Origin of the sequence: Pseudomonas sp. SC11, from assembly GCF_047039205.1 — a bacterium.
Taxonomy (GTDB): Bacteria; Pseudomonadota; Gammaproteobacteria; order Pseudomonadales; family Pseudomonadaceae; genus Aquipseudomonas; species Aquipseudomonas boreofloridensis.
The window spans coordinates 2,523,834-2,537,947 of the sequence record NZ_CP178183.1 but is presented as its reverse complement, the minus strand read 5'-3'; the positions used below and the strand labels follow the sequence as shown (position 1 = coordinate 2,537,947).

Annotated in this window: 12 protein-coding genes; 6 read left to right on the top strand and 6 right to left on the bottom strand. The window is 64.1% G+C overall.

Annotation, left to right across the window (positions count from 1 at the left end):
* From ACK2SD_RS11395 to ACK2SD_RS11385, 3 genes are read right to left on the bottom strand one after another with little or no spacing between them, the layout of a single operon-like run.
* The gene (locus tag ACK2SD_RS11395; RefSeq protein ID WP_317871939.1) at positions 1–1,047 is read right to left on the bottom strand and encodes an iron ABC transporter permease; all 1,047 of its coding nucleotides are present in this window, start codon (positions 1,045–1,047) and stop codon (positions 1–3) included.
* A complete protein-coding gene (locus ACK2SD_RS11390) occupies positions 1,047–2,036 on the bottom strand; it encodes a FecCD family ABC transporter permease (RefSeq protein ID WP_412462166.1) in 990 nt (329 codons plus the stop codon). Before ACK2SD_RS11390 ends, ACK2SD_RS11395 begins: the two co-directional genes overlap by 1 nt.
* Complete coding sequence (locus ACK2SD_RS11385; RefSeq protein WP_412462165.1) at positions 2,033–2,839, bottom strand: ABC transporter ATP-binding protein; 807 nt, start codon at positions 2,837–2,839, stop codon at positions 2,033–2,035. The genes ACK2SD_RS11390 and ACK2SD_RS11385 overlap by 4 nt, the downstream gene beginning before the upstream one ends.
* A 260-nt stretch (positions 2,840–3,099) precedes the next feature.
* Between ACK2SD_RS11385 and ACK2SD_RS11380 the strand changes: the two genes are divergently transcribed.
* A complete protein-coding gene (locus ACK2SD_RS11380) occupies positions 3,100–5,292 on the top strand; it encodes a TonB-dependent siderophore receptor (protein WP_412462164.1) in 2,193 nt (730 codons plus the stop codon).
* A gap of 41 nt (positions 5,293–5,333) precedes the next feature.
* On the opposite strand, the gene ACK2SD_RS11375 is transcribed toward ACK2SD_RS11380, so the two are convergent.
* The 3 genes from ACK2SD_RS11375 to ACK2SD_RS11365 all read right to left on the bottom strand — a co-directional run bounded on the left by ACK2SD_RS11375 (position 5,334) and on the right by ACK2SD_RS11365 (position 8,124).
* Positions 5,334–6,038, bottom strand: a complete 705-nt coding sequence (locus ACK2SD_RS11375) for an IclR family transcriptional regulator (RefSeq protein ID WP_317871935.1) — start codon at positions 6,036–6,038, stop codon at positions 5,334–5,336.
* An 83-nt stretch (positions 6,039–6,121) separates the two neighbouring features.
* Entirely contained in the window at positions 6,122–7,315 is a 1,194-nt protein-coding gene (locus ACK2SD_RS11370) for an MFS transporter (protein WP_412462304.1), read from the bottom strand.
* A 131-nt stretch (positions 7,316–7,446) separates the two neighbouring features.
* Positions 7,447–8,124, bottom strand: a complete 678-nt coding sequence (locus ACK2SD_RS11365; protein WP_412462163.1) for an RraA family protein — start codon at positions 8,122–8,124, stop codon at positions 7,447–7,449.
* A gap of 221 nt (positions 8,125–8,345) precedes the next feature.
* Between ACK2SD_RS11365 and ACK2SD_RS11360 the strand changes: the two genes are divergently transcribed.
* The 5 genes from ACK2SD_RS11360 to ACK2SD_RS11340 all read left to right on the top strand — a co-directional run bounded on the left by ACK2SD_RS11360 (position 8,346) and on the right by ACK2SD_RS11340 (position 14,113).
* Complete coding sequence (locus ACK2SD_RS11360) at positions 8,346–9,323, top strand: hydroxyacid dehydrogenase (RefSeq protein ID WP_412462303.1); 978 nt, start codon at positions 8,346–8,348, stop codon at positions 9,321–9,323.
* 84 nt (positions 9,324–9,407) lie between these two features.
* Complete coding sequence (locus tag ACK2SD_RS11355) at positions 9,408–10,736, top strand: MFS transporter (RefSeq protein ID WP_412462162.1); 1,329 nt, start codon at positions 9,408–9,410, stop codon at positions 10,734–10,736.
* Between the two features lie 85 nt (positions 10,737–10,821).
* Positions 10,822–11,739 (top strand): amidohydrolase family protein, encoded by a 918-nt coding sequence (locus ACK2SD_RS11350; RefSeq protein WP_412462161.1) that lies wholly within the window; start codon positions 10,822–10,824, stop codon positions 11,737–11,739.
* A gap of 218 nt (positions 11,740–11,957) precedes the next feature.
* A complete protein-coding gene (gene arnB / locus ACK2SD_RS11345) occupies positions 11,958–13,106 on the top strand; it encodes a UDP-4-amino-4-deoxy-L-arabinose aminotransferase (RefSeq protein WP_412462160.1) in 1,149 nt (382 codons plus the stop codon).
* Positions 13,103–14,113 carry a glycosyltransferase gene (locus ACK2SD_RS11340; protein WP_412462159.1) on the top strand — a complete coding sequence of 337 codons (1,011 nt, stop codon included), beginning with the start codon at positions 13,103–13,105 and terminating at the stop codon, positions 14,111–14,113. Before arnB ends, ACK2SD_RS11340 begins: the two co-directional genes overlap by 4 nt.
* Position 14,114: the final 1 nt, after the last annotated feature.

Sequence of the window (14,114 nt, the reverse complement as noted above, 5' to 3'; positions counted from 1 at the left end):
TCAACGACTGCGTTGGCGCGCCAGCAGCAACATCAGGTACGGCGCACCGAGCAAGGCCACCACCAGCCCCGCCGGGATCTGCAATGGCGGTAACAGGCCTCGCCCGAGGGTATCGCCTGCCAGCACCAGCAACGCACCGAACAGGGCCGACAGCGGCAGCAACGCGCCGTGTCGATCGCCGGCGAGCTGGCGGGCCAGATGCGGCGCCACCAGGCCGACGAAGGTCATGGTGCCGACGTTGGCCACCGCTGCCGCGGTCAGCATCACACTGCTCAACAGCAGCAAGCCCATGGTGCGGGTCACGTTCAGGCCGCGACTCAAGGCCACGCTCTCGCCCAGTTGCAGCAGGTTCAGCAGCCGATGGCACAGCAGCAGCGGCAGGCCCGCCAGCAGCAGCCAGAGGCCGAGGCTGTACACCTGCGGCCAACCGCTGCGGTGCAGGCTGCCACCCAGCCACATCAAGGCCGACTCGACATGATCGATATCGCCGTAGGTGATGATCAGGTCGGCGACGGCGCTGAGGATGGCGGTGAGCCCTACCCCGATCAGGATCAGGCGCAATGGCGAGATGCCCTGGCGCCAGGACAGCACCGCGACCAGCGCCGCCACTGCCAGGCCGCCGCCCAGCGCGGCCAGCGGATAGAGCGCAGGGGGCAGCCACTGCGGCCAGAGCACCATGATCAGCAACATGGTGACGCTGGCACCCGACTCCACCCCCACCAGACCAGGCGCGGCCAGCGGATTGCGCGTCAGTGACTGCATCAACAGGCCGGCCAGGGCCATGGCGGCGCCGGCCAGGACCGCCAGCAGCACGCGCGGCAGGCGCAACTCCCTGACCAGGTTGAGCACCGTCGGGTCAGCCCGCTCAGGCTGGGTCAACGCCTGCCAGACCGTGCTCAGCCCCATGGGGTAGCTGCCCACGGTGAGCGCGTAGAGTCCAAGCGCCACCGTGGCCAGTATCAATAGCAGCGTCCAGATCAGATCGATGGGGCGACCGAACACCGGCAGCGGATGCCAGCGTCGAGGCAACAGCAGAACGCTTTTCATCAACGTACCTTTCTCAAGACCAGTACGACGAAGATCGGCCCGCCGATCAGCGCGGTGACGATGCCGGTGTTCAGCTCGAACGGCCGCACCAGGGTGCGAGCGGCGAGGTCGGCCAGCATGACCAGTTGCGCGCCCAGCAATGGCGCTGCCAGCAGCAGCCGCCGGTAGTCGTTGCCGAACAGCAAGCGCGCCGCATGCGGCACCACCAGCCCGACGAAACCGATGGGCCCGGCCAGGACGACGGCGCAGCCGGAAAGTAGCACCACCGCCAGCAGACCCAGCAGACGCATCTTCAACAGATTCACGCCCATGCCGGCCGCCGCCTGGGCACCCAGCCGGTGGATGTTCAAGGCGCGCAGGTTGATCAGGCACAGCAGCAGGCCCAGGGCCATCCACGGCCAGACCCAGCGCTGCACCGAGCTGTCGGTCAGGCCGATGGAGCCGGTGAGCCAGCGTCGCAGGCTGTCCATGCCTTGCTGATCGAGCAGCAACAGGATTGCGGTAATGGCACTGAACAGCGCCGCGATCATCGCCCCGGACAAGGTCAGGCGCACCGGGTTATGCCCTCGGCCAGCCAGCGCCAGGACGCCGACCGCCGCGACCAGGGCGCCGGCGAAGGCGAACAGCGGGATCATCGACAGGTCGTTGCCGGGCAGCACCAACAGGCCGAACACCACGAACAGCGCCGCACCACTGTTGATGCCGAGGATGCCGGGGTCGGCCAGTGGGTTGTCGCCGATCGCCTGCATCAGGGTACCGGCCAAGCCGAGGCTGGCGCCGACCATGATCGCCACCAGCAAGCGCGGCAAGCGCGAGCCGCGCACGATGCTTTGGTCCGGGTCCGAGGGCACATAGGCCACCAGCGCCTGCCAGGCCTCGCTCCAGGGAATCGACTTGGCGCCGAAGGCCAGGTGCGCCAGCGCCGTAACCAGCAATACCGCCAGCACGGCGAACCACAGCGGCAGGCGCAGTGAAGTGGACGGCTTCACTGCGCCACCCGCAGCGCACTGGCACGCAGCGCGGACTTGGCGGCTGGCACGCACAGCGGCACGCCCGTGTGGGGGTCGGTGATGATGTGGGCGTCGAGGTCGAACACCGCTTTGAGATTGGCGGCGGTGAAGACCTCGCGCGGCGGGCCTTCGGCTTGCAACTGACCGTCACGCAGCATGACCAGATGGTCGGCGTAGCGCGCGGCCTGGTTGAGGTCATGCAGCACAGCGACGATGGTCTTGCCCTGCTCGCGCAGGCTGACCAGCAGTTCGAGCAGGGTCACTTGGTGGGCGATGTCGAGGAAGGTGGTGGGTTCGTCCAGCAGGATCACCGGCGTGTCCTGCGCCAGCGTCATGGCGATCCAGCAGCGCTGCAACTGCCCGCCCGAGAGCGTGGCCAGGGAGCGGTCGAGCAAGGGTTCGATGCCGGCCAGGGCGATGGCCTGATCGCAGGCCTGCTGGTCGGCGGGCGACCACTGTTGCCACCAGCTCTGCCAGGGAAAACGCCCCTGCATCACCAGTTCGCGCACGCTCATGCCTGCCGGCGAGGTGGTGCGCTGGGGCAGCAGTGCCAGGCGCTGGGCCAGGTCGCGACGGGAAAAGTGCGTCACCGGTTGGCCGGCCAACCGCACCTCGCCGGCCTCGGGGCGCAACATCCGCGCCAGCACGTTCAACAAAGTGGTCTTGCCGCAGCCGTTGGCGCCGATCAACGCGGTGAAGGCCCCTTGCGGAACCTCAAGCGTCACGCCCTTCAACACCTGTTGCTCACCGTAGCTCAGCTTGACTCCGCTGGCCTCGAGCATCTGTTTCTCCTAGCCCTGCGGCGCGCGCGGCGCCTGTTTTGCGTGCGAAACCCGAAGCGCATTGTGCCGTGTCCGGGCGGATAAAAGGCCACAGGATAAGACGAAAAGCGACGCAGCCGCCACACGGCAACAGAATAGTAATGTGAACATTTATCATTTGGCGTTAAAGTATCGGCCGTCGTTCCGGCCCGGGTTCGGCCAGAGTCGTCGTGGATCAAGGGCACATTGGCATTCAACTGCGTCAATTCAAGGACATTTAGATGCTGCGCATAACAACAGCCCGCACTCGCAAGAACCTTCCCGCCTTCAAGTTGACGACGATCGCCCTGGCCCTGGGAGGGATGCTCTCGGCGCAGGCTCACGGGGCCGAACAGAGCGCCGCGCCCGGCGCCGCCGTCATCGAGCTGGGCGACACCACCGTCAGCGCCCAGGCCCTGGAAAACCCCACCGGCACGCTGCCCGGCAAAGTCGCCCTGCGCAACGCCAGTGCCACCAAATCCAATGCAGCCATTACCGAAACGCCGCAGTCGGTGTCGGTGGTGACCGCCGATGACATGAATGAGCGCAAGGCCGACACCTTGGCAGACGCACTGAGCTACACGCCAGGGTTCACCAGCCAGCCGAGCAGCTTCAACCGCACCGCCGACCGCTTCCGCATGCGCGGCTTCGATGTGGAGTCCGCGACCGGCGGTTCGATGCGCGACGGCATGCGCCTGCAGAACAACTCCTACGAGGGCGTGCAGGAGCCGTTCGGCCTGGAGCGTGTCGAAGTGGTGCGCGGCGCGGCCTCGGTGCTGTACGGCCAGTTGTCGCCCGGCGGCTTCGTCAACGGCATCAGCAAGCGCCCGACCGAGACGCCGTTGCACGAACTGGGCCTGCAATATGGCAACCACGACCGCAAGCAGTTGACCGGCGACTTCAGCGGCCCGCTGGGTGACAGCGACACCCTGAGCTATCGCCTGACCCTGTTGCAGCGCGACAGCAACACCTCCCAGGACCATATCAATGACGACAAGCTCTACATCGCCCCGGCGCTGACCTGGCGCCCCAATGAAGACACCTCGCTGACCCTGCTGTCGTTCTACCAGAAGAGCGACACGCGCTTCTCCGCGCCCCTGCCCTACCAGATGGTCAAGCATGTGGGTAACGGCCCGTTCACCATCGGCCGTCACGACTTCATCGGTGAGCCGTCCTACGACGACATGAATGGCGAGATGTCCGCCATTGGTTACGAATTCGAGCATCGGTTCGATGAGCACACGCGCATCAGCAACAAGCTGCGGTACTACGAATCGGATGTGAAGTGGAAGTACCTGCAGGCCACCCCCGCCTCGGTGGCTGCCTCGGCCAGCACCGGGGTGTTGCGTCGCCAGTACAGTGATCGTCGTGAGCGTTCACGCGCACTGGCCAGCGACACCAACGTGGAAAGCCGCTGGAACATCGCCGGTATGGAGCACACCTTCCTGGTGGGCCTGGATACCTACGATGCGTCTTATGACTCGCACAACTTCCGCGGCAATGCGCCCAGCCTCGACCTGAGCCGTTATAACTATGGCCAGCCAGTCGTAGTCAACAAGAGCCAGAACCTTGACCGCGGCTCGCAACTCGACACCCTGCAAACCGGCCTCTATTTCCAGGACCAGATCCGTTTCGACGAGCGCTGGTTGCTGTTGCTCGGCGGTCGTCGCGACTGGGCCGACCAGGATCAACGCGCCTTCCGCAACGGTCAGAAGCTCAAGCAAGACGACCAGGCCACCACCTGGCGCGCAGGGCTTGTGTACCAGGCCGACAACGGTCTTGCGCCGTACGTCAGCTACAGCGAGTCGTTCTTCCCGGTGGGCGTGGCCGAATTCACCGGGCAGACCTTCGACCCGACCAAAGGCAAGCAGTATGAAATGGGCATTCGCTACCAGCCTCACGACAGCAACATACTGCTCAGCGCGGCGGTGTACGACTTGACCCAGGAAAACGTGGTGAAGACCGATTTCAACGGCAATGCGCAGCAGATCGGCGAGCAGCGCTCGCGTGGCCTGGAACTGGAAGCCAAGGCGGACGTCACACCCCAGCTGACCCTGCTGGCGTCGTACGCCTACACCGATGCGCGCATCACCAAGAGCGCCAACCCCAGCGAGAAAGGCCAGCGCAGCGAAGACACGCCCTACCACCAGGCGGCCCTGTGGGTCGACTACAACTTCGGCCTGTTCGGCGTGCCGCAACTGAAAGTCGGCGCCGGTGCCCGTTATAAAGGCACCACCCAGGCCTCGGGCATCGACTCGCAGATGCCCGCCTACACCTTGTTCGACCTGCGCGCCAGCTACCAGTTGAACAAGAACTGGGACGTGGCCATCAACGCCAACAACGTCACCAACAAAGCCTATACGTATTGCGAGTTCGCCATCTGCCGCTACGGTGACGAACGCGAAGTGGTCACTTCGGTGAATTTCCGCTGGTAAGCGCCTGAGCAGCGCAGCACGCCGCCTACGGCGGCTGCGCTTTAAATGCCAGGGGCCTGCGGTTTGTACCCCAGACTGCGCATCAAATCCCGCGCCGTCTCGAAGAACATCTGCTTGAGGCTTTCAGCACACTCCTCGGTCAGCCGACTGGCAGGCCCCGAGATGACCAACGCCCCCATCGACTCCCCCTGCGCCCCATAGATGGGCAAGGCCATTGAAGCCGCGTGCGGATCGGTGGCGCCCCGGGAAAAGAACGGCTTCTGCAGAGCGATACCGATGTCATACGGTGCCCGCAACGCCTGCGCACCGGCCGCCTCGTCCATGGGACGCATGTCGCCGGGCTGTAGGTTCAGGCGCAGCCGGTGCGACGAGTTCACCCGGTACTGGCACATCCGGTAGGCGCCGTGCCTGACGTAGAACGACGCCGTCTCGCCGGACTGCTCGGCCAAGTGATGCAGACGCGGCATGACATGCCGCTCCAGATCCAGTGCCTCTTGATACACCGCATTCAGGCGCATCACCTCGCTGGCCAGTTGGTAACGGCCATCGGCCATGCGCGTGATGAAGCCGTGGGTTTCCAACGAGACCATCAAACGCATGATGGTGCTCTTGATCAACCCGGTGCGCTCCACCAACTGCACCAAGCTCAGGGCTGTATCGCCGATCTGGAACGCCGTGAGCACGGTCAGCACACGGTCGGCCGATGCCACACCATTGACTGCGGGACGTGGCCGCGCTTTTACCATTTGAACAACCTCGTCTGATCGGTAGTCTGGCCCCTCGTGGGCCAAGCGCGCATTATCCGCCAATGCCCTGCTCGACGCCACGGTCAGCCTGGCAGCGCGGCCCTATAGCGGGCTACGTAGGCAGTGCCGAGCGCCAGCAGCAACAGCACCCCGGCCACGCCCAGCGTCGCCGGGGCACCGAATTGAGCGCCCAACACCCCGGCGATCATGCCGCCCAGCGCCTCGAAGCCAAAGCGCAAAGCGATGTAGAACGCCACCACGCGGCCGCGCAAAGGCCCTGGCGCCTCGCTCTGCAACTGCATATTGGTACTGACATTGCTCAGGGTGATGCCGAAACCGAGTATCGCCAAGGCGACCAACGCCAGCGGTAGCACGTTGGCTAGGCACAGGCAGACCAGCGACACCGCGCACAGCAACGCGCCTGCGACCGTGAACCGACCCAGCCGATGCAGCGCGCCGCCTACCGCCAACACCACGGTGGCGACGAATGCACCTGCCCCTGCAGCGCCCCACAGCCAGCCCAGGATGCGGGCATCGCCGGCGAACACCGCCTTGGCCAGAATGGGCAACAGTGCTGCGTAGCAAGATGCCAGCAGGTTGACCAGCACCACATTGATCAGCAACTGGCGAACGCTGGCGGTGTGCCAGAGATAAGCCAGGCCTTCACGAAACACCTGCGCGGTCGAACCGCTGGCGCGCGGGCTATCACCGCCGCGCACCTTGAGCAGCCCTGCGAGCAAGGCGGTGAAACCGATCGCCGTCAGGGCGAAACAGGCCGCCTCGCCTGCCAGCGCGATCAAGCCACCGGCCAACGGCGGGCCGATGAAACGCGCGGCATTGATCAGCATGGCATTGAGCACCAGCGCATTAGGCAAGTCCGCAGGCTCATCGACGAAGCTGCCGATCAACGCTTGGCGCAGCGGGGTTTCCAGCGCGTTGAGCAGCCCAAGCAGCAGTGCCATGCCGGCTATGAAGGGGCCATCGACCCATTCACACCACGTGGCCAGGGCCAGCACGGCAGACTGCCCCACCAGGATCGACTGAACGATGATCAGCAGTCGCCGTTTGTCGTGACGATCGATCCAGGCACCGGCCAGTGGGCCGATGAGCAGTTGCGGTATGAGCGACAGAAAGGTGATCAGACCGAGCAGCACCGCAGAACCGGTCAGGTGATAGGCCAGCCACGCCAGCGCCACCTGCTGCACCCACTTGCCTAACGTGGAGATGCCCTGGCCAGCGAAATAGATCTGGAAGTTGCGATGAGCGAGCGCCCGAATGGCCGAAGGCCAGCGGGCGCGAGGGGATGACGACAGGTGGGGCAACGATGCGAATCCTCAGTGACGGACCCACCGCCAGCATCGCCCGTCGCCTGCGACACGCCCTGGACAAGGCGCGCCGTGGATAGGGTTCAGCCTGGCAGCAGGCAACCTTTCTTCTTCAAGGACTCCAGGACCCAGGAGCGGTCGTTGGTGCCTTGGGCAATGTGTTCCATTTGAGCCGTTTCCGCCTTGTGCTTGGCGGTAGCACGCGCGTAGACCTCAGCGACCTCATCATAAGGCACGCACAGCAGACCATCGTCATCGCCGATCATCAGATCGCCGGGGTGGATCACCATACCGTCGATGGCGATCGGCACGTTGATCTCGCCGGGGCCGTCCTTATAGGGACCTCGGTGCGAAACGCCAGCCGCAAACAGCGGGAATTGGCCCGCGCCAATGTTGGCCGCATCGCGAATGGCGCCGTTGATGACGATACCGGCGACGCCGCGCTTGACCGCATAGGCCACCATCATTTCGCCGATCAGGGCATTGGTCAGGTCGCCGCCGGCATCGACCACGATCACATCGCCCGGCTCGGCGATATCGATCGCGTAGTGCAGCATGAGGTTGTCACCTGGGCGGGCCTTGACGGTCAGCGCCGCGCCGCACAGCACGCCTTCGCGGTGCATGGGCCGCAGACGTGCGCCGCCGGCTGTCATGCGATTCATCGAGTCGCTGACGTTCGCAACCGGTACCTCGCGATAGCGAGCAACCCATTCGTCGCCCACTTTACGAGCGCGCTCAAGCACTTGGAAGCCAATGCTCATGTGACCTACCTCTATTGGAGTTATTCGATTTCATCGGCTAGGCCGACTAGGTTTTTAGAATGTCATTTCGTTAGTGGATTATCAATTGATTTTTGGTGCCGATTAAAAGCCTTATTGCCAGTTAGCGCGTGCATGGTTGCAACGCCATTTCATTATGGTAGTGTTCACCCATGCCGCACCTGCACGGCCATACCGTCCCCTACAAGAACAAGGTATCGATGATGTCCCGCACCATTCTGCTCACCGGCCCAGCGTTGGCCGAAGAGGCCATGCGCCTGGCCGCCGCCCAAGGCGTCCGAATCATCCCGACCACGCCCTATTTGCCGGCCGAGGAGCTGGAGGCGATCATTCGCGCCGAACAGCCCGACGCCATCGTCGTGCGCCAGGGCAGCCTGACCCGCGCCATGATCGATGCGTCAGCCAACCTCAAAGTGATCGCCAAGCATGGGGTGGGCTACAACACCATCGACATCCAGGCTGCTGCCGACCGCCGCATCCCGGTCTCCATCGCGGTGGGTGCCAATGCCCAATCGGTCGCCGAACACGCCTTTGCCCTGATGTTCAGCGTGGCCCGGCAGACCGCCCTGCTCGATGCGCGACTGCGCGACGGACACTGGGACAAAGCCTCGGCCAATGGCATCGAGCTCAGCGGCAAGACGCTCGGCCTGATAGGCCTGGGTTCGATCGGCGGCATCCTCATGGACCTGGTGGCGCCGCTGCGCATGAAGGTCAAGGTCTACGACCCCTACCTCAAGCAGTTGCCGGCACGCGAGCATGTCGAGCGCGAAGAGGATTTCGATCGCCTGCTGGCCGACAGCGACGTGATCAGCCTGCATTGCCCGCTGACCGAGACCAACCACAACCTCATCGGCGCCGCGCAAATCGCGCGCATGCGTCCCGGCGCCATCCTGATCAACACGGCACGCGGTGAACTGGTCGACACGCCAGCGCTGGTCAGTGCCTTGAGCGAGCGACGCCTCGGCGGCGCAGGCCTGGATACCTTCAACCCTGAACCACCACCGGCCGACAGCCCGCTGTGGGGGCTGCCGACGTTGGTCGCCACGCCGCACGTGGGCGCCAACACCACCGAGGCCCGCGACCGCGTCGGCCTGGTGGCGCTCCAGCAGATCCTCGACGTCTGGGAAGGCAAGGCCCTGGAGCCACGTTGCGTCGTCAACCGGCACCTGTTCGACAGCTGATCATCCATCCCTGGCGCGTCACCGCCCGTGCGGCAGGCGCCAGGGCCAAGTCTCACTCCAGAAAAACAACAATTGGAGAGCACCATGATTTCAGTGACTTCACAGCCCAGTGAGCTCGAACGCGCGACCATGCGCCGCGTCGCCTGGCGCCTGCTGCCGTTTCTCATCGTCTGCTACCTGATCGCGATCATCGACCGCGGCAACATCGGCATGGCTTCGCTGCAGATGAACCAGGACCTGGAACTGTCCGCCAAGGTCTTCGGTTTCGCCAGCAGCCTGTTCTTCTTCGCCTATTTCCTGGTCGAAGTGCCCAGCAACCTGGCCATGCAGCGCTACGGCGCGCGGATCTGGATCGCCCGCATCATGATCACCTGGGGCCTGATCTCCGCCGGCACCGCCTTCGTCCAGGGCGCCAACTCGCTGTACGTGATGCGTTTCCTGCTCGGCGCCGCTGAAGCTGGCTTCTTCCCCGGCGTCCTGCTCTACCTCACCTACTGGTTGCCCTCGGCCTACCGTGCGCGAATGGTGGCGTTGTTCATGGTGGCCATTCCGGCCGCCAACTTCATCGGCTCGCCGCTCTCCGGCCTGCTGTTGAGCCTGGACGGCTGGATGGGCATGCGCGGCTGGCACTGGCTGTTCATTCTCGAAGGCATTCCCGCCGTGCTGCTGGGCATCGCTTGTCTGCTCGTGCTGACCGACCGCCCCGAGCAGGCCAAGTGGCTGAGCGACGAACAACGCGCCTGGCTGACCACACGCCTGACCGAGGAAGCGGCGAAGAAAACCACCATTGGCCATATTTCGTTGTGGAAGCTGTTGCGCCACAAGGACATCTGGGTGCTGGCGCTGATCTACTCGGGCGCCTCTGCTGCGGGCAGCACCATGAGCGTCTGGGCCCCGCAACTGCTCAAGACCTTTGGTCTGACATCGATGGAAATCGGCCTGGTCAACGCCATTCCCTACGGCATCGCCTCAGTCCTGATGATCGTCTGGGGTCGCAGCTCCGACCGCACGGGCGAACGTCGCTGGCACACGGCAATGACCATGTTGCTGATCGCGGCCGGCCTGCTGATGACCCTGTTCACCTCGTCGTTGCCGGCCACCGTGGTGATGCTGACCATGGTGCTGGTAGGCGCCTACTCGATGAAAGGTCCGTTCTGGGCGCTGGTGTCAGGCTGGCTGTCCTCCTCCACCGCTGCCGCCGGCCTGGCGGCCGTGGGCGCGATGGCCAACCTCATCGGCGGTGGCCTGATGGTGAACGTCTATGGCGCCATCCACGACGCCACCAACAGCTACGCGCTGGCGCTGATGCCACTGGCGGCGCTGTGCACCCTGGCCGGCGTCATGGTGTTGGTGATCGGTCGCAAACGTCAGCTTGAGCAGGCCGAAGCGGCGGCGGCGCTCGGGGCCAAGTAATTCTGCACCGTACGCATCGACGCCCACCTTCCGTCGAGGAACCTGGGCGTCGTCTTGTCATTACAACAATAAAACGAGGTTTGCGATGTCTCTTACTCGTCGCCACTTTCTGCAGGTGGCCGGCGCCCTTGGCGCTGCCGCTTCCACCGGGGTGTTGGCCAAGGTGCCGTTCAGCCAAGGCGAGGCGCCAGCTCGCCTGGTGCCACCTCAAGGCAGCATCGACTGCCATATGCACTTGTACGACAGCCGTATTCCCGCCGCCGCTGGCGCCACGTTGTTGCCGCCGGATGCTTCGCTGGATGACTATCGCCAGCTTCAGCAGCGTCTCGGGCTACGTCGCATGGTGATCGTCACCCCTTCGACCTACGGCACGGACAACCGCGTCATGCTCGACGGACTGCTGCGCAGTCGCGGCGATGCGCGAGGGGTCGCGGTGGTGGCCAGCAGCATCACCGATGCCGAGCTGGAGCACCTCCATAAGGCCGGCGTTCGCGGTATCCGCTTCAACCTCAGCGTCGGCACCCAGGCCCTGGATGGCATCGAAGCGCTGGCCGCCCGTGTGAACGAACTGGGCTGGAACGTCCAGGTCGCTACCGGGCCGCTGCTGCCGGAGGTGGCACCGCGCCTGGCCAAGCTACCGAGCAAGCTGGTGATCGATCACCTGGGCCACGTACCGCAGCCAGAGGGCCTGAAATCCACGGCCTTCGCCGCGCTCACAGGACTGCTCGACGCCGGACGCACCTGGGTCAAGCTGTCGGCGCCCTACCTGCGCTCAGCAGTCGGTGCGCCGGGTTACCAGGATGTGGGCGTGGTCGTCAGCACGCTAATCGCGCGTTATCCCCAACACCTGGTGTGGGGCAGCGACTGGCCGCATCCGACGTTGGCGCCAGAGCAAAAACCGGACGATGCAGCACTGCTGGACCTGTTACTGCAATGGGCACCGGATGACCGCGTGCGCACGATGATACTGCGCGATACGCCCGTGAAGCTGTACGACTTCTAAGCAAGCGTGCCGGCCAAGGAGGGCGGCCTGTCAGGGGCCTCTGTTCTTCGGCTCGACCTTGCACCTCACACACCGCCCCTCTGCTAACCCCCTCAACTTCCGCTCGTTCAGCCTTCGTTCAGACTGCTTGAAGAAAACCTTGATGCGACCTCGCTAGGATCCCGGCGCTTCGAGGAACCAATGGGTTCCTTGCCTTCAAGTCGGCTACCGAGGTCTGCATGACCGAGCATTTTCTACCCTTTTCTCGTCCGAGCATTGGCGAGCAAGAGATTACCGCCGTTGCACAGGTGCTGCGATCAGGCTGGATCACCAGCGGGTCGAAAAATCTGGAGCTCGAACAGCGCTTCGCCGAGTACCTGGGCGGCAAACATGCAGTTGCACTGTCCAGTGCTACCGGCGCATTGCACGTCACGCTGCTGGCGTTGGGGATCGGTCCAGGGGATGAAGTCATCACGCCTTCGCTGACCTGGGTTTCGACGGCCAACATCATTTCACTGATCGGCGCCACGCCGGTGTTCGTGGATGTCGATCGGCACACCCTGATGTGCGATGCACAGCATGTACAGGCCGCCATTACCCCGCGAACGCGGGCAATCATACCCGTTCATTTCGCCGGAGCCGCACTGGACCTGCGACCTCTGCGAGCCCTCGCAGAACAGCACGCCATTGCGCTGATCGAAGACGCTGCCCATGCGGTGGGAACCGAGTATTGCGGTGCTCGGATCGGCGCCAGCGGCACCGCCATCTTTTCATTCCACGCCATTAAAAACCTGACCTGCGCCGAAGGCGCCATGCTGGTCACCGACGACCACGCGTTGGCCGATCGCGTGCGGCGCCTGAAATTCCATGGACTGGAAGTCGATGCGTTCGATCGCTCGAGCCAAGGCCGGCGCCCCCAGGCGCAGGTCATCGAGCCAGGCTTCAAGTACAACCTGGCGGACATCAATGCGGCCATGGCGCTGGTTCAGTTGCAGCGGTTGGGAGCACTCAATGCCAGGCGCCACGCGCTGGCCGAACAGTACACCGCTCGCCTGGCCGATCTGCCCGTCACGCCACTGACTGTTCCGACCTACCCGATCCGCCACGTCTGGCACCTGTTCATCCTGCGCATCGATGAGCAGGCCTGTGGCCTGACTCGCGACGCGTTCATGGAGGCCATGAAGCACCAGGGTATTGGCTGCGGCATCCACTTCATTCCTGCACACCTGCACCCCTACTACCGCCAGGCCTACCCGGATGTTCGACTGCCGGAGAGTGAGTGGAATGCTTCGCGACTGTGCACGATCCCCCTGTTTCCCGACATGCAGGACAGTGATGTGGAACGCGTGGTTTCAGCCATCGAATACAGTCTGGAGGCAAGAACATGAAGCCGGCTGCATTCGAACTCATCTCGATCGTGATTCCGGTGTTCAACGAAGAAGCGAGCCTGCCCCAACTGTTGAGCCGAACGTTGGCTGCCTGCAGTCAGCTATCGCAACCGTTCGAACTCATCCTGGTGGATGACGGCAGTCGCGATCAGTCTTCGACGATCATGCAAGAAGCAGCCTCGGCCAATGGCAGCCCGGTGGTGGCCGTACTGCTGAACCGAAACTATGGCCAGCATGCGGCGATTTTCGCAGGCTTCGAGCAGTCTGCCGGGGACCTGATCATCACCCTGGATGCCGACCTGCAGAATCCACCTGAGGAAATTCCACGGCTGGTCGAACAAGCCGCCTGTGGCTATGACGTGGTGGGCTCGGTCCGCGAGCGCCGCCAGGACTCAGCATGGCGACGCTGGCCCTCGCGGCTTGTCAATCGAGCGGTCAAGAGCGCCACCGGGGTGGCCATGCACGACTATGGCTGCATGCTGCGCGCCTACCGTCGGCCAATTGTCGACGCCATGCTCAAGTGCCAGGAACGCAGCACCTTCATTCCCGTGCTGGCCAACAGCTTCGCCCGCCACACCTGCGAAATACGCGTCGCCCATGCCGAGCGTGAGCATGGCGAGTCCAAGTACAGCCCGATGGGCCTGCTCAACCTCATGTTCGATCTGCTCACCTGCATGACCAACATGCCGCTGCGCCTGTTGAGTCTGTGCGGTGCAGTCATGGCCAGTGCTGGCTTCGTGCTGGCCTGCGCCCTGGTGCTGTTGCGCCTGACGTTTGGCGCGGCCTGGGCCGGTAACGGTCTGTTCGTGTTGTTCGCCGTGTTGTTCATGTTCAGCGGCGTCCAGTTGCTGGGCATGGGACTGCTGGGCGAATACCTGGGCCGCTTGTACAGCGACATCAGGGCGCGCCCACGGTTTCTGATCGAACAGGTCGTCAGAGCCAGTCCTGCCTCGCCCCCGGCGCCGACGCCGTCTGCCAATCCGCTTACTTCTGCCAGAGAATCCTGAC